Raw genomic sequence first — 26,697 nt, 5'->3', positions numbered from 1 at the left:
GGCCGTACCGACGCGGAACCGATAAATTGCTTGGCGAGTTTGTCCATATTTGGTGTGGATTTTTAGGGTATACCTGCCAGTGACCTACAAACCACCGGACTTTGATGTCATCAGGAGTATGTGCAATGTATTGTTTCTGCATGAGTAGGTGCAAATAATCCCTTACCATTTGCAAGCTCGTTGCGTAGCCGCATGTGCAACTCTTCTGAAAATTAAACAGTATCAGTTTTGTTTTCTATCGCGCAATAGTTTTTCAATATGTTTCTTTTAACTACTAAGCCAAATTCTGAATTGCGTAAAAAAGTACTGGGTGTTACGGTGACTTGATAAATAAAAAATTCTGTCTTTAAATTAGAGAACCAACAAAATATTTAAATGACCACTTCGAACTGAATCAGATATTATCACTTATTAGCAGTTCGTATTCTGGCGAATTTTTATTGTTTGGCATATCTAATTTGTGAGGCAACGTGCAAGAGTTTGAAAGTTCTGCGTGTTTACTAAAAGTTAGCTCGAGAACTAATGGTAAATTGTCATCCAATCTAATCGGGGCGTAATTATTTGCGTGTATATGAACTAAACTTAGTCCACATTTTCTTATAAATTCTTCAATTTCATCCAGATGAATGTCGCAATCATGCAGCTCTATCACCATACCGGTAACTCTATCTTCATTATTCAAGATGTCACTCAAAAACCGGTACTCGGAGCCTTCAACATCAATTTTTAGAAAAACGTTTTTATTACCTGCCTCATTTAAAACTTCCAAAAATGTGCAATGAGATTCATTAAGTGTTGATAGCCCAACAAACTTCTTTATGTGCCTACGCTTTCCTTGAAAAAACTTCCTATATGAAATCACTTTTTTTACGCCATAAAGGCTAAATGGGTTTTTTATAGTCTCGACCAATACGCGCTTGAGCCAAAAGCGAAAATTTACGGAAGCGTCGTAGGCAATGACTTCAACATCTTTATGTTTTATGAAATCATTTTCAAAGCTCCAGTCATCACAAATTCCTAACCCAATTAATAAATCGGATTTTTCAATATCTGACATTGAAACCAGATAACCTCCATCGTTCTGCCTTCCAATTCTCACCAAGTCATTTGCTTGATTAAATGAAAAATAGCTTGGCAGACGCGCTTTCATGGTTTTCCCTTTTGCTGTACTAACCGCTGTTGTTTTATATTTGCCTAAAATTATAGTCAAAAATGGGGCAAAGCAAAGCTTTTAATAAATTTCTATTTTTTGTGGCTAAAAAAATACACATACAAAAGTTTTCGAAATTGTGACTATTCCCACTCTGTGACCGGTGCTGAGCCACTCAATGGATTTTTGTTAAGAATACAAAAAACTCTTTCCTTAATTTCCCAAGTGAAATCGTCCGGCGTCTTTGAGTCGTTCTTGGCGCGAAAGAATTTCGCAGCTAGTTCGGGATCGACAGATAACTTCCTTTAATCAATCTGTAATTTATAGAATAAATTGTGTTACGTTTCATTGCCAATCATTCTTTGAATTAAGTTTCTGATGTTATTTGTATTTCATTAATGCTAACGGACATGGGTGAGAACTCAATAACTAGATCACCCCGAACGGCCTCAATGTCTGCCCGCTGTGTGGAACCGGACACCAGACCAAATGACACAGGTGTCCGAGTTGAACCCTAAGTAACCAGTTCAGAAAGGTGCAAACTGCTCCTGCGCCACTGGAGCATACCGCCGCCTCAGTTTCTCAGGAGAGGTGTCAAACCAGCGATGACAGGCACGCGTAAATGCACTGGCATTCTTGTAACCGAGGTCGCGTCCAATTTGGGTGATGGAGCGCGTATCTTCTTTCAGCCAAAGATCAGCGAGATGCTCCTTTGCGCGATCAATGAGTTCCGCGCCGTTGGTGCCGTGTTGGGCGAGTTCTCTCTGCAGCGCCTTCGGATGCGTCCCCGCGAACTCGGCTAGCCCGTCCAAACCAGGCCAATCAGAATAGTCAAACACCCGAAACAGCGCAACCAAGTCCAGAGGTTGTTGCTGCATGGAAGTATTATCCGGCTCAGTGTTTCTGGGAAACGGGGATTGTTGCATAAGCCAAGCTGCTGGGAATGACATCCTCAGCCCCCAAGCATCGCCTTTCTTCACATTGGATGACGGCACCAATTCTTCTGGGATAGCGCGAGGATCAAACACATGAATTTCAACGTCGCTTTGATCCCAAACTGTTCCTAATCTCGTTTTCAGCATTTCCGACCATGCAACAACATCCCAAGCGTCGGCTTGCCCGGGCGGTTGCGACGCCTTGAGGAAGCGTCTGCCGACCAAATTGGCGCGCTCTGCATCAACTATGAGCTGGTAGCGCATCGAGACTTGTACTGTCTCAACAAAATGCATCCAGGCCACCAGCAGATCACCCAAGCTGGGCGTGTTGCTCATGGTGGTCGGAGGCACGAAGCCGATGCTCCACTCATACTCTCGTCCGATCTCCGCGCAATGGTAAGGATTTCCCGACAGAACCGCTGCCTGCGTCGAGGCTAGATAAACGCAGGCGCTCGGAATGGATTGGCTCGGCTCATCAAAGACTGTCGGTCGCAGCAAACACCCCTTCAATATTTGATTGCGATCCGCACCCAACTTACAGGCTCGGTCAATGACCTCGGCCAGAAACTTCGACTGCATCACAGGAAGCGTCGTTAGTGCGGTCTTGGATTTGTTCAATGAGTTATCCTTACTGGACTGAGAAATTCGGAATTGTCCAAAAATGACAACACGTGAATTCTCTACTTCCTGCTAACCTACATTCAAGGTCAGAATTTACAAATCAGGGAGATATATTGATGGGCGTCCAATTCCATCCATCTGCATCACTCAAGACCGTTGCGGCCGCCTCGGCGTTTGTCATTGTGGGACTTTCGGCGTCACAAGGCGTTGCGCAAGAAGAAGACTTTCCGATCCTTTTCACGAACGTCCACGTCTTCGATGGTGTCAATGAACAGCGGATCGAGAATGCCAACGTTCTTGTTGTGGACAACCTCATCGCGGAGGTATCCGCTGAGCCGCTTGCGGTCGCAAATGCGCGGATCATCGACGGCGGCGGTCGAACGCTGATGCCCGGCCTGATCGACGCGCATGTCCACATGACGATCACGGAGCCGCTCGCCGATCTGAGGGACAACTTCGATTGGATGTATTGGGGCGCAGTCTCAACCATTGAAGCAGAAAAGATGCTTCTGCGTGGTTTTACTACTGTCCGCGATGCCGGTGGCCCCGCGATTGGACTGCATAAGGCGATTGAACGTGGCAAAGCAGTCGGACCGCGAATTTATGCATCGGGACCGGTTATTTCACAAACCTCCGGACATGGCGAGCACCGGCTTTACACCGAACCGCACCCAAATTTCATGGGTGCACATCCATCTTTCTTCAATCAGCACGTAGAGTTTTTGGCAGATGGTGTGCCTGAAACACTTCGTGCGACACGCGAGGCCCTGCGCCTTGGTGCGGTGCAGATCAAAGTCATGGCTGGAGGTGGCGTATCCTCCAGCGTTGATCCCCTGCATACGGTGCAAGGATTGCCCGAAGAGTTGGAGGCATCTGTTCGGGCGGCGGCTGATTGGGGAACCTACGTGATGGTGCACGCCTACACAGACGCATCCATCGTGCGCTCGATTGAGGCAGGCGTCATCAGTATCGAACACGGACAACTGATGACAGAAGTCGGTGCTCAGGCCATCAAGGATGCGGATGCGTGGATTGTGCCTTTCTATTCGCTCTTGGGTTTGGAAGAGCAGGCGGTCGTCACGGCATTGGGGCCGAGTGCTGGTGCAAAATTCCTAAGCGTGCAGGCCGGTGCGAGAAAACAAATGCAACTGATAAAGGACTTTGGGATCGAGAACGTTGCGTTCTCAACGGATATCATCGGTGATCCTGTTGCGTTGACCAAGCAGAACGATGAGTTCAAGTACCGTCTTGAAGTCTGGAGCAGCCACGAAATCCTGCAGCAAGCGACCTCGAAGACAGCCGAACTTTTGGCACTTTCTGGCCCGCTCAATCCCTACCAAGATGGCCCCTTGGGTGTAATTTCGGAAGGCGCTTACGCCGATCTTCTTCTTGTGAAGGGTAACCCTGTCGACGACGTTGAATTGCTCGTCGATTACACAAACAACATCGACCTCATCATGAAGGACGGGGTGATTTATAAGAATACACTCGATTGAGTGTTGCGCGGGGTGAGACAACTTCGGAACTCCGCGCATCTATTTTCTGAAGTCGAAGTAGTGGCTGGTTTCGCTTCGTCGGCGACGACCGTTTCGTCCGCAAGGCAATTGTTGGCATTGTCAGCATTAAGGTCTTGTAATCGTTCTTAAACAGTCAGCTGAACGAGATTTATCGCGCTATAACGCTGAGCCGCCACGAACCCGATCATGAACTTTCTTTTTTGAACCGGCTATTGCGCAATAGGTCGGAGAATTTGGTCTGAATGCGTAAGGAGGAATGGCCGTTGCCCGGCCTCGAATTTTCTTGTTCGCTTTGAACGCTCAGGTTTCTTTGGTTACAGGGGAGCTTCTTATGGTCACCGGTACCCTCGGGCGAGTGCAATCGCCTCGCATTATTCGGATTGGCGGCGCGGCCAAAGAAACTGCAGAGGTTCTTGAACAACTGGGGTTGTTGCGACCGTTGATAATTACCGACGCCAAGGTGTCGAACTTGCATCTGTCGACACTTACCGATGTTTTGGACGGCGCAGGCATGGTGTGGGGTCTCTTTGATCAGGTCGTTGAAGACCCGACAGATGTGTGCGTCGACGCCGGGCTCGCCGCCCTACAGTCGGGTGACTACGACTGTGTAGTCGATTTTGGGGGCGGCAATCCTATGGAAACGGCGAAGGCGGTTTCGTTCATGAGCGTGAACTCGGAGCATGTGCGGGATTATAAAGAGCCTGCTCAAATCGACCGCTGCGGCGTGCCCATCATCTTAATACCTACAACGGGTGGCACCGGTTCTGTGTTAACGCGTTGGTGTGTCATCACGGACACCGAGAGCCCGGAGAATTATTACCTTTCAGGGCTAGCCTGCGTCGCGACAGCGGCAATCATCGACTGGAACTTCAGCCTGACAAAACCTGCAAGAATCACAGCCAACACAGCGGTCGATAGTCTGACCCACGCAATTGAAGCCTATGTCAGCCGCCGTGCCTTTCCCTATACCGATGCCTTTGCCTTTGCACTGTCGGCGGCTCAGGCGGGAATGGCATTTTCCAACGCTTCAGTCGCTTTGGTGCACGGAATGAGCCGTCCGATAGGCGCCCACTTTCATGTGGCCCATGGACTTTCAAATGCAATGCTTTTGCCGACCGTAACATCTTTTTCAGTAGCTGCTGCACCTGCACGCTATTCGGCCTGCGCGCGGATTATGGACACGGCCGAAGATGGGGATACAGATGCCACCGCTTGCGCCAAATTGGTCGACGGATTACGCAGCCTGAACACCGATCTGGCGGTGCCGTCACCGAGAGCGTTGGGGCATGACGCCGATGAGGCCATGTTGGAGATAATGGCGCAGCAAGCTCTTGAAACAGGATCGCCGAACAACAACCCTCGTGTTCCGACAAAAGAAGAAATTGGTGGTCTCCACAAAGAAATATGGTGAGCTCGCCAACGTTCGAGCGCATTCGCGACACCGCTGTACAGCGAATGGCTGCTTTGTCTGCAAGCTGGCAATTGTCGAATTCTTGGCTAGCGTCTGAAGTCTCGCGAGGCGGATATTCAAGACCGAATTCGGTTTTCTTTGATAAACGACCATTCGGCAGCATTCACCAGCCACAAGGGAAAAATAGTCAAACGACTCAGTTGAGCTCAGAATGGACACTCTTTCAGGTCCAAAGTGATGCCCGCGGGGTGTCATGGATGAATTGAATGCCAAAGCAATCGCGGTTACCCTTCCAATAGGCGCTATCTCGGTACTAACCAGAATGAAAACCTCTCTTCGAAACCCATATGCTTCGCGAAAGTTTGCTAAAATTCCTGACGACATGGTGGCGATCTCTCGGGTACTGGCGGTAAAAGCTGGGCTGTTCGAGCTCGCACGCGGCGGAAATACGGTGGATGGGCACCTTCTGATTCCTGCGGTTTGTGACTTCTCTTGTTTGCTTTCGTCACGAAAAAAACAAAACCTAATATCTATTCAACTTGTCCACACTATCAGCGACGCGAAGTCGATAATTGCAAAGTCCATTTTATTGGCTGATCGCTTGCGAGCGTTCCGATCCGAACTCTTCACAGCCGCTAAAGCTGGTCTGAGTGACGCCACAACATGAGGTAAGCATAGCGGTACTGAGTGTCGCCTTGATCAGATCCAAAAGGAGAATTCGACATGACGCCGGCGCAATTGGAGTTTACCGTTGTCGAACGCATGTGGTCTATGCTCCCGAGCGTGCGCCGTGATTACGAATTGACGCAAACCTTCACGCTGTTCTCTTCGATCATCATTAGAGTCCATCAAAGCTTACATGCCCGACACGGCAGTAACGAACTCTTGGAGTACATCGAAAGATATCTTGTTTGGCTCGCGGAAACGCCGTTTGACGTTGCCTTTAGTCTAAATGGAACCCCGCGTCGTCCACTCGAACGACCTTCTGAGTTTGACGACATGTCTATGCTGAAAGATGCTAACGGTTCTTGGTCTGCGTACGAGTTTGTCGCGGCCCTGCACCGCGCAATATCCGAATGCGATGGCAGATTTGTTTTACCCATTCTGCACAATAATTCTCTGTGCGCTTTCAACTTCCTGCTTCGTTCTAGCGTCGGAAACCAGTTGCAAGACGGCTTTCATGTTCGTCTCAGTCAGGCCGCGCTACGTAGTATCGCCGATCAGATCGCCAGCACTTACTGCGGCGCTCTCTCAAGCACTTTCAACGAAAACGAGATGCGCCGAGCCATGCATCTAAGGGAAGGTATCTAGTTGCATTGCAGCCCATGCACGGCCCGGATCGGTATTCAATTGGGGAGTTGCCGCGAAACAAAGTTTAATGCCGCGCGCCTCTGTATATCGCGTCAGAAATGTAAATCAGACAAAGGCGCAAGCGGATATTTGTGCGCCTGCTCAAGGCCGCGCATGGGTTGGAGGCCCTTAAAGCGGAAGTGGCAGCTTTTCCGAAAGGCAAACATGATGTCCAGGTCGATAGTATGTCTCAGACGCTCCGAGTATTGGACTGTCGACATCACACGATACGGCATTGTGGCAGATTCAAGGGGTAGGGTACGGTGACTTGGTGAGTATTAGTGGCTCAGTGAGCGAAACAGTAAGTGCTTTGAATTCAAATTATAATTCTGAAGAAATTACCGTTTTCCGTTCCCGGAACGAGAGACAAAAGAGCCACTTTGAAAGTCAAAAGCAGCGGATTGAAAAAAGGGTGGGCGGCGTGCCGGATCTACGGGGCCGGATGCGCACATTGCGGCCGTTGGGAGTGGGCATAGAGGCTGAAAGTTGGGTTTTCCTTGTCTGAACGACGGCTCAACGGCGCATAGTTGTCATCTGAGCAAAATACTCGGATGACCGAGTTGAGCCCAAAGCGGACTTTGAATTTTGGAAAAAAAACACACGCAATGCGAGATCATAAGGACAAGAATTGATCTGATCGCCAAGCACTCTCCATGCCGAGGTCACGCATTTTCAGGGTAGAGCCTGCGACCTAACCACCGCCCCGCGGAATCGCCGAAGAACAGAATGTCATCACCTGACAAACCTTCCTCGGCCAATGCCTTGAAGACTGTAACCACTTCGTCGGTGATCTGTGTCCACTTCACATGTGAAGCTGGCGTGTAGTCGAAGGATATCACTTGGAGACCGGTTATCGCGGCGATGGACATTGGTCCCTGCAACAAAGCCTTTGCGGAGTTCATTGCGTAGCCGCAGCCGTGCGTGTACACGCCAATCTTGTCTTGCGAGGTGTGCCCCTGATATAGCCAAGCTCTGCGATCGCCTTGTTGACTTTCTCGATAGTGAAGCCGCGTACGCCGGGCCTCGCATTCAATACGCGGTCAACGGTCGCAAGCGACGCTCCAGCGACGCGGGCAATGTCATTCACGGTGGGTTTCTGAATAATAGTGAGGCCGTCTTCTATCAGTTTGCGCTCTCCAGCGCTTTAATCAGACCTTCGAACAGAAGCGCAACAGCCTCCGCGCCCGGATCGTTGTTTCCTATGAGGTTCTCGGATGGCACATAAGCTGCGCGTCCGGCCTTGGCCTTGTGGATCGATGCCGTGCTATCTGCACCCGTACGGGCCGCAGCGGCGGCAGCGGCCAAGCCACCCGACATTGCATCAAGCGCCGGGGCCAGCGCGTCGACCATGGTACGATCCCCAATCTGTGCACCACCCACTTCAGAGACTCGTTTCAGCCCTTCTTTGAGGGCTTTCTGGACCGATGCGCCGCGCGCGCAGGCATCACCTGCCGCGTTGAAATAGATCGCGAGGATCACGCCAGAAGAGCCGCCCATGGTCTGGCTGAGCTCATTGCCAAGCGCCGGGAAGAACTGCGTCAGGTCGGCAAGCGGCATCTTGTCGAGATTGCCTTTCAACGCCCGCGCTGCGGTGGCGAGCGTACTGCCAGTGTCGCCGTCACCAGACTTTGCATCGAGCGTGTTTAGGGTCGCTTCCGCGCCGATCAGGAGATCGGCAACTGCCTCGATGACCGCGCGGGTCTTCGGGCTTGCCGAAGGGATTGGCGCGGTCGGGAGGAGTCCGTCGGGTATGGGCGCGACGGCCACAGGTCCGATTTCCGCCAGTCCCGGCCAAGCGGGCATCGGGACAGGGGCGGCGAGTGCGGCCAGATCTTCAGCCGATGCGGGCAGGACCGAGACGGAAAAGCCGTGCATGTCGAGCGAGGTCATCATCGGGGCGGGGCCGATCATGTGGGTGGCCACCCCGGCCTCAGACAGCGCGTGACAGAGCACCGACATCTCGAGCGGCGTAGTCGAGCCGAGGTTGTTCATCAGGGCGACGCAAGGCCCGTCCTTCATGTGAGGGACGAGCTTGTCGAGAATGATCTGCATCGCGTCGGCGGCGCCAGCGAAATCAACCTGCTCAACGCCCGGTTCGCCATGGATGCCGAGGCCAAGCTCGGCCTTGCCGGTCGGGATGCGATCCTCCTTCGGGGAGCCCGGGATGGTGCAGGTATCGAGGCTCTTTCCGATGGAGGCGACATTGGCGATGATGCGTTTTGCGGCGGCGGTGATGTCCGCGAGGGATGCACCGGCCTCGGCCATGGCACCAGTGATCTTGTGGACGAACAGCGTTCCGGCCACGCCGCGAGGTTGCGGCAGGTCAGGGAGGGCTACGTCATCGTCCACGACCACCATCTCGACCTGGTGGCCAAGCGAACGGGCGCGCTCTGCGGCCAGGCCGAAGTTCAGACGATCGCCGGTGTAGTTCTTGACTATTAGCAAACAGCCCGCGTCGCCGGTGACCGCGAGAATGCCCGCCAGCACGGCTTCGACCGAGGGCGAGGCGAAGACCTCGCCACACACCGCAGCGGTTAGCATGCCGGGGCCGACAAAACCGGCGTGGGCCGGTTCATGGCCTGAGCCACCGCCCGAGATCAGGGCCACCTTGGAGCGATCCCAATCGGTGCGGTGAACGACCTTAATATGCGGATAACCATCGAGCCGCGCCAGGGCCCCACCCGAACATGCAAGCAGCCCATCGATGGCTTCCTTGACCATGTCGTCCTTGGCGTTGACGAATTGTGCCATACTGTCCTCCCCCAAGCTGCCGGTGTGCTGGCAGTGCGCAATCTGCCCACCTCTGATAGGATGAATAGCGATTAAGCTTGAGTATATGAGGTACGCACCTCAAGTCCAGATGTTTATGGCTACCCCGCGCCGAGCGGACGCTTGCATAATGTCCAAAGCCCCGCATACTGCGGGATTAACGGAATGTTGGACGTATTGCAGCCCGGTACCAGCCAACGCATCGCAAGGGATCGGTCACTCGGGCAGGGAGGCCAACTTTGAAAACGCGCCATTTCGATCGCATTGGCGACTGCGGTGTCGCCTTGACGGAGATTGGCTTTGGAACAGCACCCATGGCCAATCTCTATCGGCCCGTCGACGTACAGGACGCCCGGAGCATCTTGGAATTGGCCGGGGAGAAAGGTTTTCGCTATTTCGACATTGCGCCGCTTTACTGTCTGAGTCTGACGGAGAACCGCTTGAAAGGCTTTTTCCGCGGCAAGCCGCGCGATGTAATAGTCGTCTCGACCAAGGTGGGGCAACTTCTGGACGAGTGCGGCGTGGAAGACCGGGCCGGAATCCGAAAGTGGTTCGACGGACCCTGCCGCCGCGAGTTCTACGTCTACAGTTATGACGGTGTGATGCGTTCGGTCGAGACCTCGCTTGAGCGGATGGGGCTGGATCGGATTGCCATTCTCTATGGCCACGATATCGACACCTATACCGACGGATTGCAGGATTCCATGGAACAACACCTTCGCGCCGTTCTTGGTGGCGGCCAAAAGGCTCTCGTGGAGTTGAGAGAGCAGTGGGTCACTGCCGGGTTTGGGGCACGGACTGAAGGAATGGTGACCTGCCGAATGGCTGGTCGATCATGGCGACCGGGACATCATCCTTCTTGCCGGGCGTTACACCCTGCTCGAGCAAGAGGCGTTGACGCCCTTCCTTCCCAAATGTGTAGAACGCGGCGTCGGGATTGTCATCAGCCGCCCCTTCAACTCGGGCATTTGGCGACCGGTCCGCGCGAAGGGGGCGCATTACAATTACGATCCCGAGCCGGCCTAGATCCTCGACCCGGTGCACTGGATCGACCCGGTGTGTCAGCACCATGGTGTGCGCCTCGTCAACGCTGCGTTTCAGTTTCCGGCGTGCCACCCGCCGTTTTTTCGGAGATCCCGGGCAGGAAGGCACTGACCAAGATGACCTCGAACCTTGAACCCGCCAACGCAGTCATGCCGACCGCACTTTGGGCCGACCTGATGTCGGACGGCCTATTGCTGACAAATGCGCCAACCCCGTGAGACCTGCCATGCCCCTTGTCGATGCACACCAACACTACTGGAACCCCGCGCGAGGGGATTACAGTTGGATGCCGCCGGATCACCCGATCCTGACCCGGGTCTACGGCCCCGGGGATTTGCAGCATTCTCGCGAAGCGGTCGGTATTGACCACACCGTGCTCGTCCAGGCCGCAGAAAGCATCGAGGAGACCGAGTACATGCTCGGGATCGCCGACGCGACGCCCAGTGTCGCCGGTGTCGTGGGTTGGATAGATTTCGAGAACAAGGACCACCGGGCGCAGCTTGAGCGGCTTGCACGACACCCCAAGTTCAAGGGCGTGCGGCCGATGATCCAGGACATACCCAATGTCGACTGGATGCTTCGGGACGATGTGCAGTGGGCCTATGATGCGGTGACTGATCTGGACCTTGCCTTCGATGCCTTGGGCTTTCCGCAACACCTCGACAATTTCCTGACGGTCTTTTCCCGCTATCCCAAGATGCGGGTGGTCGTGGACCATTGCATGAAGCCCCAGATCGGCGCGCACACCGAGGCGCGCTTTGCGCATTGGGCTGAGCGGATGACGCGCATCGCCGTGGAGACCGGCGCGTTCTGCAAGCTCTCAGGGATCATTACGGAGGCTAGCGAAGACTGGTCGGCGGATACCTTGCGCCCTTATACAGACCACGTTTTACAAGCCTTTGGGCTCAATCGCGTCATGTGGGGGTCTGACTGGCCAGTCTGTAGGTTGCGCGGTGAATACGATGCGTGGCACACTGCGGCACAGGCCCTCACCGCGCATTTGTCCGTGGCGGATAAAGCGAAGGTGTTCGGTGAAACCGCCGTCGCATTCTATCGCCTGGACATCTGAGACCGCGGATCGATCAATAGGTTGCCCGTCCCCCTGACAGATCGAAAACGCCTGATGTCGTGAACGAGTTCTCTTTCGAGCAGAGCCAGACAATCATCGCAGCGGCTTCATCGACTTCGAGAAAGCGCCCACGGGGGATCTTTGAGAGCATGTAGTCGATGTGTTCCTGTTTCATCTGATCGAAGATGCGGGTGCGGGCGGCGGCGGGTGTGACGCAGTTCACGGCAATGTCCATGTCGGCAAGCTCTTTTCCCAGCGATTTGGTAAAGCCGATCACGGCAGCCTTCGACGCAGAGTAAGCGCTGGCGTTGGGATTGCCTTCCTTGCCGGCCACCGACGCGATATTCACGATCCTTCCATAGTTTTGCGCGCGCATTGTTGGAACCACGGCCTTGTTAACATGGAAAGTGCCCAACATGTTGATCCGCATTATGTCGGCGAAAACGTCGACAGGGTAGTTCTCGACAGTTGCGTTCGGTCCGGCGACGCCCGCAGAATTGACAACAACATCGATTCGCCCAGTTGCCTCCAACGTCCTCGCGCAGGCCGCGCCAACACTGTCCCAATCGCTGATGTCCACGTTGATGGCTAGAGTGTCGCCGCTAAGTTCCCTGGCTTTTTCTTCTGCCAGCGCAATATCCGTGTCCCATATCACGAGGCGTGCGCCACGGCTCCGCAACTCGGTTGCGACCGCCCCTCCGATTCCCTGAGCGCCGCCAGTAACGATTGCCGTATGTCCATCGAAGTTACTCATGCCGCGTCCCATCCGTTTCGAATGCAGTCATATCCGTCGCGATAATAGGCTTCTGGCGATTCCGCAAAATCCCGCCAGACCCGTGTGGCTGCGGCCAACTCGGGCAGTCCCCGTCCAAAGGCCTCAATCGTAAGCCAACGGTCATAGCCACTGGCTTTGATGGCCTTGAATGTCTCAGCCCAAGGAACATGGCCGCGCCCTGGCACGCCGCGATCATTTTCGGAGATGTGGATATGAACAACGTCCCTGGCATTGCGGGCGAAGGCATCCACAGGGTCCTGCTCCTCAAGGTTTGCGTGGAACGTGTCGTACATTGTCTTGATGGCCGGATGATTGAGGCTGCGTGTGTAGGCGCAAAGATCACCCATCGTGTTGGCGAAGTAGGTTTCAAACCGGTTCACCGCTTCAAGAGCGATCACTTGCCCATTGGCTGCCGCGTGATCACCGACAATACGGTGTACTTCCCGTGCGCGCTCGAATTCCGCTTCGCTGGGGCCTTCACCAGAGAAGTGTCCGAGTGTCTGGTGCAAGGGACCTCCGATACCTTCCGCCCCAAGAGCCGCTGCGCAATCGACCAGCCATTTCAGATAATCCTCGCCGCGTTTGCGGTCGGCCTTATCCTCGCTGAGGATATTCATGTCCGGCGTAGGAATGACCGAGATTGCCGTCCGGCCGAGGTCCAGGGCATCCAGCATCGCGCCGGTTCTGGCATAATCATCCGGCGTCCCGGCAAAGATCGGAACCTCGACACCGTCGTAGCCAGTCGCCTTTATATCCTCCAGGAGCCTCTTGTGTTCTTCCCCCAGGGAGGTCGTCCAAAGGAGCATGCAGAATCCGATTTTCATAAGAGTGTCCCCCGTTGCCGATGGAGAGCAGCATAGACCTCGATTTAACATCGTGAAAGCAAGATCTGAGGGGCGTACGTCAAAAAAAGATTGCTTTTGCGGCCTCAACCCGAAAGCATGACGTTGAAATAATGCAACAGCGGGAGGATGCAATGGACGGGAACGCTTTCCCAAAACTACACAATGCGATGTGGCCGGGGCTTGTCGGCAAGGGCGAAGAAGAACCTCCGATTGCGCTCGACAAGATGCTGGATATGACTGCGGCTGCCGAGGTTGACGGCACCAAGTTTGACGGCGTGGATCTGTTTTTGGCTGACCCGCATACATCGATCGATGTCGACGATGACGGGATCAAGGCGCTGGCTGACAATGTGGGCGGTCGCGGGCTCTCGATTGGGTCCGCGGTCGCGCCGGTCTGGCCGCCCGTTGGCGGCGGTTCTGCTATGGACGAGGGTGAGGGGCGCACCGCATTTCTGGCAGCCGTCGAGAAAGCCTGCAAGATCATGGGGCGGCTCCGCGACCTAGGTGTGCGGCAAGGCGGTGTTGTGCGTATCGACACGGCGACCGGTGTCAGCGAATGGGCCGAGGACCCGGCGGGCAATACCGCCAAGATGGCAGAGACGTTCCGCCAGGCCTGCGACATTGCCGCGGATCACGGCGAACGGCTGGCCGCCGAAGGCGAGATATGCTGGGGTGGTATGCATTCCTGGAAGCACATGGTGGAGTTGTTCGAAGCAGTGGATCGACCGGACGTTCTGGGCTTCCAAGCGGACCTGGCCCACACCATGCTTTACGCTATGGGGTACAACGCGCCTGAGCACGCACTGATTTCCGCCGACCAACTTGACGACCAAGCGGCCCTTGACGATGCGCTCGGTACAATAACCGACGCGCTTCGCCCTTGGACCATCGATTTCCACGTCGCGCAAAATGACGGCACGGTTCATGGAAGCGGCAGCCACGACAAGACCGGCCGGCATTGCATGGCAACCGATCCGAACGGGAAGCTCGATGTAGTCAAGCATTCCGGCTTCTGGCTGAACAATGCGGACGGCACGCCCACGAAAGCGATGCGGCATATCTGCTGGGACGGCTGCATGTTCCCCAACGCGGTGCTGGAGGATCAGCAGACCTGGAACGATATCCTCGCCACCATGATCAAGGTGCGAGACGCCCATGGGTGGAGTGAATGAGATGAGCAAGAAAAAGCTAAGGGTCGGCATGGTCGGCTATGGGTTCATGGGGCGCACGCATTCGAACGCATTCACTCAAGCGCCTCGTTTCTTTGATCTCGGCTATGAGCCGGAACTTACGGCGGTCTGCGCGCGCAACAAGGAACGGGCTCAGGCGTTTGCGGATCAGTGGGGCTACGGCAGTGTCGAGACCGATTGGCAAGCGCTGGTTGCGCGAGACGACATCGACCTGATCGATATCGCCGCGCCAAACGACATGCATCACGACATCGCCATCGCTGCGGCTGAAGCGGGCAAGATGGTGATGTGTGAGAAACCGCTTGGGCGGACTGCTGTGGAGTCGGCCGAGATGGTGGCGGCGGTGGAAAAGGCAGGTGTGCCCAATATGGTCTGGTACAATTACCGGCGCATTCCGGCGGTAACTCACGCCAAGAACCTGATTGAATCCGGCAGACTGGGGCGGATCTTCCACTACCGAGCGCAGTTCCTTCAGGACTGGACGATTGCAGACGACTTGCCGCAAGGCGGCGAAGCGCTCTGGCGTCTGGACAAGGCGGTGGCGGGATCGGGGGTCACTGGCGATCTGCTGGCGCATTGCATCGATACTGCGATGTGGCTGAACGGCAGTATCGAAAAGGTTACTGCCATGACAGAGACTTTCATCAAAGAGCGGCGGCACAACCTCACCGGCAAGATTGAGGCGGTCGGCATCGACGACGCAAGTGCCTTCATGGCCCGGTTCGGCAATGGTTCGATGGCGCTCTTCGAGGCGACTCGCTATGCGCGGGGTCACAAGGCCCTTTATACGCTCGAGATCAATGGTGAGAACGGCTCGATCATCTGGGACCTGCATGATCTTCACCGGCTCCAGTATTTCGATCATAGCGACGAAGGCACGGAACGCGGTTGGCGCTCTATACATGTCACGGACGGCGACCACCCCTATATGGGCAATTGGTGGGTGCCGGGGCTTTCAATTGGTTATGCGGAGAGCTTTGTGCATCAGGCGGCGGACTTCATCGCCGGTCTCGACGGCACTCCAGCGGCGCCGACATTTGCCGATGCACACAAAACCGATCTGGTGACGGATGCGGTTCTGAAGTCGGCAGAAACGGGGCAGTGGGAAGCGCCGTAGCTTGAGCCAGAATTGGTTAGCGAAGGTCCTTCCAGGGCGCTTCGCTGGCCACGTCGACCAACTCGTATCCCTGATCGCCGACGCAGGGCCCGAGAATGGCAAGAAGCTTGGCGTCGTTGTAACCGACGTTGAAACTGGCATGGACGACGCCGGCGCCGATGAAAACGCTGTCACCGGGGCCGAGAATCCGCATTTCCTGATCTAGCCATTGTTCGACCTTGCCCGAGATGCAGTAAATGACCTCTTCCTGATCGGGGTGTTTGTGGAAATCGTGCCCATTGCCGGGCGTGATGTTCACTTCGATCACGGTGAGCTGCCCGGCACCCGTGGAGGGCGGGTGCGACATCCACCGGAGCTTGCCCCAGTCGAGCTCTTCAGGCGGGGTGTCGGCAGACATCATGAAAGTTCCTGTCATTTCTTCTCTCCGATTTCGGTGAAGGCGCGCGTTTGTGCGACCAGAGCGGTTTCCGAGGGCAGACGCTCCATCGAGCTGGCACCGTAGAAGCCCTGACAGTCCTTCGCTTTCTCCAGCACATAACTGGCGTCGCCCGGCATCGCGATCGGGCCACCGTGGCAAAGAACGATGACGTCCGGGCTGGCGTCGCGCGCCGCTTCGGCCATCGCGTCGATTTCCCTCACACATTGATCGAGGTTGAGCGCGGTCTCGGCTCCGATATCACCGCCAGTGGTGAGGCCCATATGCGCGACGACAATGTCAGCTCCGGCGGCGGCCATCGCGTGCGCCTCGTTCGGGGTGAATGCGTAGGGCGTTGTCAAAAGGTCTTTTTCCCGCGCGGCGCCGACCAGATCGATTTCCAGGCCGTACCCCATACCGGTTTCTTCGAGATTGGTGCGGAAGGTGCCGTCGATCAGCCCGACGGTGGGGAAGTTCTGGATGCCAGAGAACCCGAGCGCGATCAGATCGTCGAGGAACTTGTCCCGGATCATGAATGGGTCAGTGCCATTGACGCCCGCCAGAACCGGTGTGTTCCTTACGACTGGCAGAACCTCCTTCGCCATGTCCACCACAATATCGTTCGCGTTGCCGAAAGCGAGCAGGCCGGCCAGCGACCCGCGCCCGGCCATCCTGTAGCGTCCGGAGTTGTAGATCACGATCAAGTCGATACCGCCCGCTTCCTCGCATCGTGCGGAAAGGCCCGTACCGGCTCCACCGCCGATGATCGGGCGACCCTCGGCGATCTTGGAGCGAAGGCGCGAGAGGATTTCGGAGCGGGGAATAGGCATCAGATGATCTCTTTCAGGGCGGTCAAAGCGGCGTCGGCGAACGCGGTCGTGTTGAGGTTGTGTGGCACAGATACCAGACGGCGGCTCTCCGTCGGGATCACGTCGGCCTGCAATCGGTGGGTCAGGGCGGCCAGCGCCTCGGGGTCGTGGAACGGCTGCCCCTGTGCGTCAATGGCAGAGACGCCGCCTTCGGGGATCAGGAAGCGCACAGGGCCGGTCATCGCGTTCAACCGCTCTGCGATCCAAGCGGCGAACTTGTCATTCTCTTCCGGTGTCGTACGCATCAGCGTCACTTGCGGATTGTGGACATGGAACGTCCGGTCCGCGAATTTCTCTGGGACGGTCTCGCGCGCGCCGAAATTCACCATATCAAGCGCGCCGACGGAGCCAACGTAAGGGATGCCTGTCCGGATCACTGCGCCGAACCGGTCCTCCGTCGCCGGGAAAACGCCGCCCACCAGCATGTCAGCCACTTCGGTCGTCGTCAGATCGAGCACGGCTCCGATCAGGCCGCTGTCGACGAGCTTTTCCATCGAGCGACCGCCGGTCCCGGTGGCGTGGAACACGAGCGGATCGAAATCGACTGCAAGCGCGTCCGCGACATGGCTGACCGCTGTCGTCGTGACGCCGAACATAGTCAGGCCGATGGCGGGCTTCGCATCAACAGCCGGCACCTCGTTCAGCATCATGCCGACAAGCGCATGGGCTGCGTTGCCCAGGACGCGCGCTGAGATGCGGTTCAGCCCCTGCACGTCGGTGACAGAGTACATCATCGCAATGTCGCTTGGACCGACATAGGAACCGACATTGCCGCTGGCGACCGTCGAGACCAGAACCTTGGGTGTGCCGACGGGCAGGGCGCGCATGGCAGGGGCCAGAAGTGCGGTGCCGCCGGAGCCGCCCGCGCCGATCAGGCCGCCGATCCAGTCGGCTTCGCGCACATAGGTCTCAAAGGCCAAAGCCATTGCGCCGACAGCGACCCCCCGATCCGTTTGGGTTAGCACTGCCTCGGCCCCATCAGGGTGGTAGGCGGCAACGGTCTCGGCCGAGATGGTGGCGCTTCCCTGACCGGTGGTTCCAAGATCGATGGTGCGCACCTCCAACCCGGCCGCGCGGATCAGCTGGGCAATGTATGAGAGCTCCTTGCCCTTGGTGTCGAACGTGCCTGCTACCCCGGCAATCATTGGCGCCAGCGGGCCATCTCGGCTTCGACCTGTGCGCGATCCACGATCCCGGCATCCGAACCCAAACCGCTGGCGACAAGCGATGCTGATGCCGTGCCCAGATGTGCGGCCTCCGTCAAGCTGCGGTCGTCGGCGAGCCCGGCGATGAAGCCTGCCGTAAAGGCATCCCCGCAGCCGGTCGTATCGACAACCTTGATGTCATAGGCGGGGACGTGAATGCGGTCTTCGCCATCCGCGATGATTGAGCCTTCGCTGCCCATGGTCAGAACGGGGCATTTCACGCCGCGCGATTGGAAGAATCTGATGTTTTGTTCCACGCCTGAGATGCCGCTCAGAATCTCCGCTTCTTCGATGGATGGAATGAAGTAGTCGATATGCTGCAGGAGTGGTTCGACGAACTGCCATGTGTCCGGCCCCGCCCCCACGAGGTCCCAAGTGGTCACACAGCCTGCCTCCTGCGCGGCCTTGAGAAGTCGCGCGCTGGGTGCGCCATCGAGCTTAGCCAGAAGGCCGGTGCCGCCAAGGTGGAAGAAGCGGCAGTCGAGAACCTTGCGCAGCATGTCGTCAGACACGTCGAAGTGATCCGAAGCGCCGCGGCAGTGGAGCGCTGGGCGCTCGCCATTCGGGCGGACATTGAGGATTGTGGCCGAGGTCTCGACACCTTCGAGCCGCCGCATGAGGTGGCAGTCGATGCCAAGGCGGGCCATGTGGTCAAGGACGAAATCGGCCTTCTCGTCGTCGCCCACGGCTCCAACCGCCTGACAGTTCAGTCCGAGTTTCGCCAGATCGACAATCGTGCCCCCCGCCGTGCCCGCAACCGTTAGCCGGATCTCGTCGATGAAATCGACATTACCGCCTTCAGGGATCGCCACGACCGGACGCCCCAAAATGTCGAGAATATAGAGCCCTACAACGGACACATCGAAGCCACTCATCTCAGGGTTTCCAGGTATTCAACGTAGAGAAATGCGGTCCCCACGCCGAGCGCGGCGGCGACACCAAGGATAACCAGCACGATGATAACAGCTTTCCGAAGGGCACTGAAAGGCACGCCTTCCCGGCAAAGCGGCACAAGGTTGAAGGCCAGTGCGCCGATCACCACCGTCACGCAGCCAATCGAGAAGAGCTGCAACGAAAACGGCTGGAAGATGAAGATGATCGAGATGACGCAAAGTCCGATGATGCACCGTTCAATCAGTTTCGCCTGTGCTGCGGTCATGGCGCGCTCCTTAAAACCTGTTCGTCTTCCGTGAAGATATGGGTTGTGTCCGGCGGGAACCGTGTGTGCATAAGGTCGCCTTCGGACAATGGCACACGCCAATCTGTCACAAGTCGCAGATCGTGATAGCCGTCATGCATGTGGGCGAGGGTCTCGGCTCCCATCGGTTCGACCATGTCGATCTTTGTCGACAGGCTGTCTTCGGTGGGCTCAACGCTCATCTCGAGGTTTCGTGGCCGAATGCCGAGTGTGACTTTCGCGCCTGGCGAGAGTTTGGATACCGCCGGATCGACCTTGATCTTCAGTGACTGCTCGCCCTCGAACGCGAAATCCGCCAGGCCGTCGCCGTTTGATCCCTTGAGGGTCGCCGGTATCAGGTTCATCTGCGGGGTGCCGATGAAGCCCGCAACGAAGAGGTTGGACGGGGTTTGGAAGACGTTGTGCGGCGTGTCGACCTGTTCGATCCGTCCATCCCGCATGACGGCAATCCGGTCGGCCATCGTCAGCGCCTCCAGTTGGTCGTGGGTCACAATGACGGTGGGGCGGGACAGGTCTTGCAGGACCTCCTTGATCTCGCCACGCATTTCCTCCCGCAGTTGCACATCGAGACGTGAGAGGGGTTCGTCGAAGAGGAAGCACTGCGGGTCTCGGATGATCGAGCGGCCGACGGCAACCCGCTGTTTCTCACCCTCGGCGAGTTGGCTTGGCGTGCGCTTCAGGATGCTCTCGAGTTGCAGGGTCTTCGCGACCTGCGCCACTCGCTTTTCTATCTCGGCGCCCGAAAGCTTCTCGGCATGGAGCGGGTAGGCAAGGTTATCGGCCACCGAAAGCGACGGATAAAGCGCGTAGAACTGAAACGACATGGCCACGTTACGTTGCCGCGGCGCCAGTTCGTTTACCCGTTTACCGCCGAGCATGACGTCGCCTTCCGTGGCCGCTTCAAGCCCCGCGACCATTCGCAGGGTGGTTGTTTTCCCGCAGCCCGACGGACCGAGCAGACAGAGCACTTCGCCGTCGCCCACGTCCAGGTCAATGGCATCGACGGCGGTCAGCGACCCGAAACGTTTGGTGAGTTTATTGAGTTTGATCGTCATTATTTCTTGACCGTTCCGAAAGTGACACCGCGCAGAAGCTGGTTCTGCAGAAGGAATGTGACGAAGAAGATCGGGATAAGGAACAAGGTCACGATCGCCGCCAGCAGGCCGTAATCCACGCCCACTTCTCCACCAAGCGTGCGCGCCATTGCGACGGGCACGGTCCGCGTCTCAACCCCGGTAAGGAGGAGGGCAAAAAGGAACTCGTTCCAAGTCAGGATCAGCCCGAATACGAAGGTGGCCGACAGGCCCGCAAGGACTTGCGGGATGCAGAAGTTAAAGAAAACCCGCCGTTCGGTCGCGCCGTCCATTCGGGCGGCATCCTCAATTTCGGGGTTCAATTCATCAAAGAAGGATTTCACCAACCAAACCGAGAACGGAATGTTGAAGGCGGTGTAGAGCAGGATGATGCCCCAATAGCTGCCCGCCAGACCGCTGAGGCGGAACATCAGAAAGATCGGAATAATCACGACGATCGGGGGCATCATCCGGGTAGTGAGGATGATGAAGAGATAGGTGTCGTTGCCTCTCAGCGGATATCGCGAGAAAGCATAGGCCGCTATTGTGCCGACGATCAGGGCCAGCCCCACCGAAGTGAAGGCGATGAAGATCGAGTTGAAGAAGTATAGGCCCATATCGGTAGCTTGACTGTTGCCCGTGGTGATCGAAGCGCGATAGAAGACGCTGGTGAAATTCTCGAAGGTGGGCGTGAAGAACAGTTTCGGCGGCACGGCCAAAGCGTCCGTTCGGGTCTTGAAGGCAGTCAGGATGATCCAAAGCACAGGGAAGAAGTATATGAGTCCGACAACCGAGGCGACCGCTGTGTAACCCCATCCGGCCTTGCCGATTTCGCGATGTTTTCGAGCCATCAATTCACCTCCTCGGCGCGCCGGTTGACGGAATAAAGATAGAGGTTGGTCAGCACGATCACGATGAAGAGCACGAAATAGGCGAGTGCTGAGGATTGACTGGTTTTGAAGAACTGGAAGGCGGTTCTATAGAGATATACCGCGATCGTTTCGGTCGACGACCCGGGTCCGCCTTCCGTGATGATGTAGACGATATCGAAAAGCTTGAATGTCTCGATGGTACGAAAGAGCACGGCAAGCAACAGGAGGGATTTGATATAAGGAAAGGTTATAGTCCGGAACGTGCGCCACTTGCTTGCGCGGTCGATCTCTGCTGCCTCATAAAGGTATTTCGGAACCGACACGAGCCCGGCCAAAACCAGAAGCATCACAAAGGGCGACCACATCCATGCATCAGCAATCACGATCCCGATAATTGCACCTTGTGGCGAACCGAGCATGACGAACGGCTCCGAGGTGAACATGTTCAACACGTAACTCACGACTCCGAAAGTCGGCTCGTAGAACAGCTTGAAGAACACGCCGACCGAGACGAATGACAACATCATCGGCGTCAGTACCAGCATCAACACGATACGGCGCATGGGAAAGGCCTTTGCAAACAGCAAGGCCAGCAGAAAGCCGACAATCAATTGCAAGAGAACTGAGGAGCTAACGATGATTGCGGTTGTCTGGAACCGTTCCCACACCTTTTCGTCGGTCAAGACGTCGCCGTAATTGTCCAGCCCTTTGAAGCGCGGAACACGTTGACTAGACGCCTTGTAATTAAAGAAGCTCAAGCCAAAAGACCAAAGAAGCGGGAAAATATTCATCACGAAAAGGATCAGTATTGCCGGCGTGACCAGCAGCGCCCCCCGCCGTTTCGGATCGAGTAGCCAAGCGCCAAAACCGCCTTTGGTAGATGCAGTGTCCGCCATATGAAGGGCCGCCCTCGTTAGGAGAAATCTGGGAAATCAGGGTCCGACCGAAGCCGGACCCCGCGTAGAGTAACCGCTTACTCGATGAAACCGATGTCTTCGAGAAGCTCCTGCTGGAACGCTGCGACGTTATCCAAGGCTTCCTTGGCCGATTGCTGGCCGGTGATCGCCTTGTCGAACTCTTCCTGTTGCTGGGTTAGCATTTCGAAGAATTCAGGGATGTGCCACACGTCCTTCTGCCAATCGATCATCTCGACATGTGCGCGGTTCCACGGGCGTAGATCGTTGTATTCCGGCATGGCCATTACGCTCATAAGACCGGACTGACCACCATTCGCCACGGCAGCGAGCTGGGTCTCGGGGTTTAGCCACCACTTCACGACATTGAGAGCCTCGTTCACGACCTCGTCCGAGTTCCAAGTGGTCAGAACGAAGGGCTGTCCGCCGATATTGCCGGTTCGGTCGATCGAACCGTCCGCCTGGCGTGTGCCCGGGGCGGGGCCGAAGGCCGACTTGTCGTGCACGGTCGACGCACTCGGATCGAGCACAGGTTCGCCCAGACCCACCCAGTCGATGATCGCCCCGACCTTGCCCTGCATGTAGAGGTCCTGGATCACGAAGATGTCCATCTGACCGGTCTGCGCGACAGGCGGCATGTACTGGAGATAGCTGAGGTACTCATCAAAGGCCGCAACGGACACATCCGAGTTCACCACGCCTTCGGCTTGAGCCTCGGGAGCTTTCGATTCATCCCAGATGTCGCCGCCTTGCTGCCAGATGAAGGCGTTGACCTGCATGGTCGAGAAGTCATAGCCCTTACCGGCCTGGTAGGCGATGCCGTAGAACGGCTCGGTCAGTTCTTCTCCCGCAAGCATCTCGCCGGCATCACGCTGGAAGAACTCGCCGATCTGCCCCCATTTCGTCCAGTCCGTGTCCTGCCAGTCTTCATAGGTACACGGCAGATTGGTTCCGTACTGCTCCTGGAACGCCGCCATTTCACCTTCGTTGCAGAAGATGTCCTCGCGGTAGAAGGTGACATAGGTGTCCGGGAACTGCGGGAAACCGTAGTAGTTCACACCGGGTGCCGGCACCTCGCCAGCTTCTTCAAGCTGTGCGCGGGTCCGGTGCGGGTATGTCGAATAGGCTGAAACCAGTGCCGGATGCAGGTCCTGCATGATCGCCGTCAGTTCGGGGTCTTGGTTGATCTTGTCGGTCAGGTTCATGTAGTACCCGCCTTCGACAAATGCTCCCAGCCACTGGCTGTCGGTCACAATCATCTGGTATTTCTGTTCGCCCGATGTCAGCGAGGCCGCGACGCGTTCGTAGAAGCTGGGCCACGGGATAAAGTCCATATCAAGCGTCGTGGTGTGACCGTCCGGCGAGGTATATGTCTGGTCGAAATGCTCCTTCATGAAGCGTGTCGGCGGCCAGTCCGGGGCCGCCATTGTGATCGTGACGTCGGCCGACATGGCGGGCGAACCGCTCAGTCCTGCCCCAAGAATTGTAGCACCCATCAGGGTGCTCATAAGATTGATTCTTTTCATAGTCTCCTCCACTAGTTGGCTTTCTTGTTTAGGCTTTTTCTTGCTGCTCTCCCGCAAAGCTATGTGGCGGCGTGCGCGGCACGCGCGCCGGTTGATGGATCGAAGAAATGCAAGTTCCTCGGGTCGAATTTGACGGCGATCTCGTCGCCCACTCTGAACCTGGCCGCGACCTCTTCACGAAGAACCATCTTCATGTCGGTGTCGCGGGTTCGAATATCGATGATCGTGACATCGCCCAGTGGTTCGGTAAGGTGGATCTTGGCCGGGATGCCACCTTCCTCTCCGTTGGCCAGCGCAATGTCATGCGGCCGAAGCCCGACGACCAGCGGCTGCCCGCTGGAGACACCCGGAGCCTCGACGGGCTGATCGAGGAAGGGCAACGCGATCTCACCGTCGCTTGGAGCGGTCGCCGTCACGAAGTTGATAGGCGGCGAGCCGATCATGCCAGCCACATAGGTGTTTGTCGGCGCACCGTAGAGATCGCGTGGTGTTCCGATGGCGACAACCTTGCCTTCCCGGATCACGCCTACCCGGTCGCCCATGGTCAGCGCCTCGATCTGATCCGGCGTTGCATAGAGCATAGTCATACCAAGCTCTCTGTGTAACCTTTTGAATTCAGTTCGCATCTCGTCGCGAAGCTTGGCATCGAGATTAGTCAGAGGCTCGTCCAGCAGTAACAGCTTCGGGCGTCCCACGATGGCGCGCCCGATGGCCACCCGTTGCTGCTCGCCGCCCGAGAGCGTTGTCGGCTTGCGCTTTAGGGTGTGTGTCACCCGCAAAAGCTCGGCCACCTCGCCGACGCGCTTTTTAATGTCCGACGCGCTTTCACCCGAACGGCGCAGGGGATGCGCCAGATTTGCTTCCACTGACAGGTGAGGGTAGAGCGCGAAGGTCTGGAAAATCATCGAGATGCCGCGACCCTGCACCGCGCTTTCGGTGACATCGCGACCTGCGAAGTGTACCGAACCGTGTTCAAGCTCTTCAAGCCCCGATATAGCGCGCAGGGTGGTTGTCTTGCCGGAAGACGAGGGGCCAAGAAGGCAAAAGAACTCGCCATCGGCCACGTCGAACGACATCCCGTCAAGCGCGAGGATCTTGCCGTATGTGCGCCGCAGGTTATTGACCTTCAACTCCGACATATGTTCTCGCCCCTCATACCCATGTCTCTCCCCTACGGTGCTTCATGCACGATTTGTTCAGCCTCAATGCAGATTGTCGCGCACGAAGACTTCGATCCGAATCCGCTCCTGTTTCTCATTCACCGGCGTGCCGTCGGTGAGGTGCTTCAGTACGCGGATGGCGCTGCGAACCTCATGGCTCGGGTCCTGCACCAAGACCGCGTCGACCGTACCGTTGATCAATGCGGCGCGAGTGTGCTCCGAAAGCTCTGTAGTCACCACGCACATGTCCTGCTTCGCAGTTTCGATCGCGTCGATGACGCCCCTTGTTCCGCCCCCTAGACTATAGATCCCAACCACGTTGGGGTTTTCTGACAGCAGATTTGAAAGCTTTTCTTCGACCAGCCCCGCCAGTTCCTCACCCTCGATCCAGGGAAGAACGTTCAGTTCAGGGCATTCGGCGCGCATCACCTGTTCAAAGCCCATGCGGCGCTCCACATGGTCCCGCAGCGTGCCGGAACCTGCGACGACTGCCACATCTCCGGATCGGGGCGAGACAAAGCGTTTCAGCAAACTGGCGGCAACCCGTCCGGCAGCAACGTTATCGATGCCGACAAATCGTTCACGCTCCGAATTCGGGATGTCGGAGATAAACGAGATCACATGCACGCCGCGCTTGCGAAGCGCCGCAATCGCATCACGCACGATTTGGCTTTCTACCGCGACTATTGCGACCCCGTCGCCGATTTCCTCGCCCATGTCGTCAATTGCGTCGACGATCGCACGCGGATCGAGCGGCGGAATGGCGATGGAATTGATCCGGATGCGTTCCTTGGAGGCCTGATGTTTTGCTGTCTCGATCTCAGCGCGGACGTCATTGAAGAAGGCGGTTTCACCTGCAGAAACAATGAAGGTGAACGTATAGGACCGGCCCCTCGCAAGATTGGCGGCCGTCTGGTCGCGCACGAAGTTTAATCGGTCCATCGCATCGACCACACGTTGGATCGTTGCCTCACGCACGCCCTTGCGTTTGTTGAGCACGCGATCCACCGTCGCAAGGCTTACTCCAGCCTCTTTGGCTACGTCCTGCGCAGTCACACGTGTCATTGATCCTCCCTATTGAAAAATCTTGAGGTATGTCGTGATGTACGTCAATCAAATTCGTAGCTGAAGTTGAATGGCGAAGGGAGGGGACAGATGCTGATTGGAATTCCCAACTTGTTGACACCCGATTTGTTAAGACATCTCAAGGCGATGGGTCACGGTGATGAATTGGTAATCGCAGATGCGAATTTTCCGGCAGAAACTTGTGCCGCGCGAATCGAGCGTCTCGCGGGTGCCAGCGCAACTGAGGTTTTGAGGGCAATCCTGACGATTATGCCTCTTGATTCCTACGTCGATCACCCGGCCCGCACGATGCAGGTTGTCGGCGACCCTGACACCGTTCCCGACATCGTAGCCGATTTCCAGAAGATCATCGATGAGACGGCGGATCATCCCGCCAAGATCAGGGGCGTGGAACGGCACGAGTTCTATGTCGAGGCCCGCAAGACCTATTGCATCGTACAAACGGCCGAGACACGTCTCTATGGCAATATCATCCTGCAGAAGGGCGTTGTGCCGCCAAGCTGATCGACGGTGAACGGCTACGGCAATTGGACTTGCAAACTGCGGTGCAAAGCGGGCTAGATGTGGGTTGCGTAAGAGGAGATTC

27 protein-coding genes are annotated in these 26,697 nt (G+C 56.4%); 9 read left to right on the top strand and 18 right to left on the bottom strand.

Going from position 1 to position 26,697, the window contains the following annotated elements; translation table 11 throughout:
• Positions 1-394 precede the first annotated feature (394 nt).
• On the bottom strand, positions 395-1,150 hold the full coding sequence (locus AC2FNE_RS13960; protein ID WP_496805614.1) for an FkbM family methyltransferase: 756 nt from the start codon (positions 1,148-1,150) through the stop codon (positions 395-397).
• Between the two features lie 527 nt (positions 1,151-1,677).
• Positions 1,678-2,703 (bottom strand): helix-turn-helix domain-containing protein, encoded by a 1,026-nt coding sequence (locus AC2FNE_RS13955; protein ID WP_496805613.1) that lies wholly within the window; start codon positions 2,701-2,703, stop codon positions 1,678-1,680.
• Between the two features lie 119 nt (positions 2,704-2,822).
• Between AC2FNE_RS13955 and AC2FNE_RS13950 the strand changes: the two genes are divergently transcribed.
• The 4 genes from AC2FNE_RS13950 (at position 2,823) to AC2FNE_RS13935 (ending at position 6,945) form a co-directional block, all read left to right on the top strand.
• Positions 2,823-4,202 (top strand): metal-dependent hydrolase family protein, encoded by a 1,380-nt coding sequence (locus AC2FNE_RS13950; protein ID WP_496773410.1) that lies wholly within the window; start codon positions 2,823-2,825, stop codon positions 4,200-4,202.
• Positions 4,203-4,479: 277 nt separating this feature from the next.
• A complete protein-coding gene (locus AC2FNE_RS13945) occupies positions 4,480-5,634 on the top strand; it encodes an iron-containing alcohol dehydrogenase (protein ID WP_496773408.1) in 1,155 nt (384 codons plus the stop codon).
• Between the two features lie 253 nt (positions 5,635-5,887).
• Positions 5,888-6,301 carry a hypothetical protein gene (locus AC2FNE_RS13940; protein ID WP_170603606.1) on the top strand — a complete coding sequence of 138 codons (414 nt, stop codon included), beginning with the start codon at positions 5,888-5,890 and terminating at the stop codon, positions 6,299-6,301.
• A 56-nt stretch (positions 6,302-6,357) separates the two neighbouring features.
• On the top strand, positions 6,358-6,945 hold the full coding sequence (locus tag AC2FNE_RS13935) for a hypothetical protein (RefSeq protein WP_170603608.1): 588 nt from the start codon (positions 6,358-6,360) through the stop codon (positions 6,943-6,945).
• A gap of 701 nt (positions 6,946-7,646) precedes the next feature.
• On the opposite strand, the gene AC2FNE_RS13930 is transcribed toward AC2FNE_RS13935, so the two are convergent.
• From AC2FNE_RS13930 to AC2FNE_RS13920, 3 genes are read right to left on the bottom strand one after another with little or no spacing between them, the layout of a single operon-like run.
• Entirely contained in the window at positions 7,647-7,886 is a 240-nt protein-coding gene (locus tag AC2FNE_RS13930; RefSeq protein ID WP_496805612.1) for an alpha/beta hydrolase fold domain-containing protein, read from the bottom strand.
• Positions 7,883-8,071, bottom strand: coding sequence for a LacI family DNA-binding transcriptional regulator (locus AC2FNE_RS13925; RefSeq protein WP_367648140.1), 189 nt, complete (start codon positions 8,069-8,071; stop codon positions 7,883-7,885). Before AC2FNE_RS13925 ends, AC2FNE_RS13930 begins: the two co-directional genes overlap by 4 nt.
• Positions 8,072-8,106: 35 nt before the next feature.
• Complete coding sequence (locus tag AC2FNE_RS13920; protein ID WP_170603611.1) at positions 8,107-9,735, bottom strand: dihydroxyacetone kinase subunit DhaK; 1,629 nt, start codon at positions 9,733-9,735, stop codon at positions 8,107-8,109.
• Between the two features lie 257 nt (positions 9,736-9,992).
• On the opposite strand from AC2FNE_RS13920, the gene AC2FNE_RS13915 reads away from it, so the two are divergent.
• Positions 9,993-11,015, top strand: coding sequence for an aldo/keto reductase (locus AC2FNE_RS13915; protein WP_496805611.1), 1,023 nt, complete (start codon positions 9,993-9,995; stop codon positions 11,013-11,015).
• Between the two features lie 8 nt (positions 11,016-11,023).
• Positions 11,024-11,866 carry an amidohydrolase family protein gene (locus AC2FNE_RS13910; protein WP_496773403.1) on the top strand — a complete coding sequence of 281 codons (843 nt, stop codon included), beginning with the start codon at positions 11,024-11,026 and terminating at the stop codon, positions 11,864-11,866.
• Between the two features lie 13 nt (positions 11,867-11,879).
• Here AC2FNE_RS13910 and AC2FNE_RS13905 read toward each other — a convergent pair whose 3' ends face one another.
• Together AC2FNE_RS13905 and AC2FNE_RS13900 are read right to left on the bottom strand one after the other, a co-directional pair.
• Entirely contained in the window at positions 11,880-12,620 is a 741-nt protein-coding gene (locus AC2FNE_RS13905) for an SDR family NAD(P)-dependent oxidoreductase (RefSeq protein WP_170603615.1), read from the bottom strand.
• Positions 12,617-13,465: a sugar phosphate isomerase/epimerase family protein gene (locus AC2FNE_RS13900; RefSeq protein WP_170603617.1), complete on the bottom strand. Its 849-nt coding sequence runs from the start codon at positions 13,463-13,465 to the stop codon at positions 12,617-12,619. The genes AC2FNE_RS13905 and AC2FNE_RS13900 overlap by 4 nt, the downstream gene beginning before the upstream one ends.
• A 131-nt stretch (positions 13,466-13,596) precedes the next feature.
• On the opposite strand from AC2FNE_RS13900, the gene AC2FNE_RS13895 reads away from it, so the two are divergent.
• On the top strand, positions 13,597-14,658 hold the full coding sequence (locus AC2FNE_RS13895; RefSeq protein ID WP_496773400.1) for a TIM barrel protein: 1,062 nt from the start codon (positions 13,597-13,599) through the stop codon (positions 14,656-14,658).
• Between the two features lies 1 nt (position 14,659).
• Entirely contained in the window at positions 14,660-15,793 is a 1,134-nt protein-coding gene (locus tag AC2FNE_RS13890) for a Gfo/Idh/MocA family protein (RefSeq protein ID WP_170603619.1), read from the top strand.
• 16 nt (positions 15,794-15,809) lie between these two features.
• Here AC2FNE_RS13890 and AC2FNE_RS13885 read toward each other — a convergent pair whose 3' ends face one another.
• The 11 genes from AC2FNE_RS13885 to AC2FNE_RS13835 form a co-directional block, all read right to left on the bottom strand.
• Positions 15,810-16,208: a cupin domain-containing protein gene (locus AC2FNE_RS13885; RefSeq protein WP_170481658.1), complete on the bottom strand. Its 399-nt coding sequence runs from the start codon at positions 16,206-16,208 to the stop codon at positions 15,810-15,812.
• Positions 16,205-17,038, bottom strand: coding sequence for a phosphoenolpyruvate hydrolase family protein (locus tag AC2FNE_RS13880; protein ID WP_170481661.1), 834 nt, complete (start codon positions 17,036-17,038; stop codon positions 16,205-16,207). Before AC2FNE_RS13880 ends, AC2FNE_RS13885 begins: the two co-directional genes overlap by 4 nt.
• Positions 17,038-18,222, bottom strand: coding sequence for a Tm-1-like ATP-binding domain-containing protein (locus tag AC2FNE_RS13875; protein WP_170481664.1), 1,185 nt, complete (start codon positions 18,220-18,222; stop codon positions 17,038-17,040). The genes AC2FNE_RS13880 and AC2FNE_RS13875 overlap by 1 nt, the downstream gene beginning before the upstream one ends.
• Entirely contained in the window at positions 18,219-19,157 is a 939-nt protein-coding gene (locus AC2FNE_RS13870; RefSeq protein ID WP_170603621.1) for a carbohydrate kinase family protein, read from the bottom strand. The genes AC2FNE_RS13875 and AC2FNE_RS13870 overlap by 4 nt, the downstream gene beginning before the upstream one ends.
• On the bottom strand, positions 19,154-19,441 hold the full coding sequence (locus tag AC2FNE_RS13865) for a hypothetical protein (protein ID WP_170481670.1): 288 nt from the start codon (positions 19,439-19,441) through the stop codon (positions 19,154-19,156). Before AC2FNE_RS13865 ends, AC2FNE_RS13870 begins: the two co-directional genes overlap by 4 nt.
• Positions 19,438-20,535, bottom strand: a complete 1,098-nt coding sequence (locus AC2FNE_RS13860; protein ID WP_170603623.1) for an ABC transporter ATP-binding protein — start codon at positions 20,533-20,535, stop codon at positions 19,438-19,440. The genes AC2FNE_RS13865 and AC2FNE_RS13860 overlap by 4 nt, the downstream gene beginning before the upstream one ends.
• Positions 20,535-21,404 (bottom strand): carbohydrate ABC transporter permease, encoded by an 870-nt coding sequence (locus tag AC2FNE_RS13855; RefSeq protein ID WP_170603625.1) that lies wholly within the window; start codon positions 21,402-21,404, stop codon positions 20,535-20,537. The genes AC2FNE_RS13860 and AC2FNE_RS13855 overlap by 1 nt, the downstream gene beginning before the upstream one ends.
• Positions 21,404-22,321 (bottom strand): carbohydrate ABC transporter permease, encoded by a 918-nt coding sequence (locus tag AC2FNE_RS13850; RefSeq protein ID WP_170481679.1) that lies wholly within the window; start codon positions 22,319-22,321, stop codon positions 21,404-21,406. Before AC2FNE_RS13850 ends, AC2FNE_RS13855 begins: the two co-directional genes overlap by 1 nt.
• Positions 22,322-22,398: 77 nt before the next feature.
• Positions 22,399-23,865, bottom strand: coding sequence for an ABC transporter substrate-binding protein (locus tag AC2FNE_RS13845; RefSeq protein ID WP_254442545.1), 1,467 nt, complete (start codon positions 23,863-23,865; stop codon positions 22,399-22,401).
• A 59-nt stretch (positions 23,866-23,924) separates the two neighbouring features.
• Positions 23,925-25,004 carry an ABC transporter ATP-binding protein gene (locus tag AC2FNE_RS13840; RefSeq protein ID WP_170603627.1) on the bottom strand — a complete coding sequence of 360 codons (1,080 nt, stop codon included), beginning with the start codon at positions 25,002-25,004 and terminating at the stop codon, positions 23,925-23,927.
• 63 nt (positions 25,005-25,067) lie between these two features.
• Complete coding sequence (locus AC2FNE_RS13835) at positions 25,068-26,090, bottom strand: LacI family DNA-binding transcriptional regulator (RefSeq protein WP_496773393.1); 1,023 nt, start codon at positions 26,088-26,090, stop codon at positions 25,068-25,070.
• Between the two features lie 90 nt (positions 26,091-26,180).
• Between AC2FNE_RS13835 and AC2FNE_RS13830 the strand changes: the two genes are divergently transcribed.
• On the top strand, positions 26,181-26,615 hold the full coding sequence (locus AC2FNE_RS13830; protein ID WP_170603631.1) for an RbsD/FucU family protein: 435 nt from the start codon (positions 26,181-26,183) through the stop codon (positions 26,613-26,615).
• Positions 26,616-26,697: the final 82 nt, after the last annotated feature.

Source organism: Ruegeria sp. YKSD179, from assembly GCF_059612885.1.
Note: the sequence above shows the minus strand (reverse complement) of the source record. Positions and strands in the feature narration are given on the sequence as shown.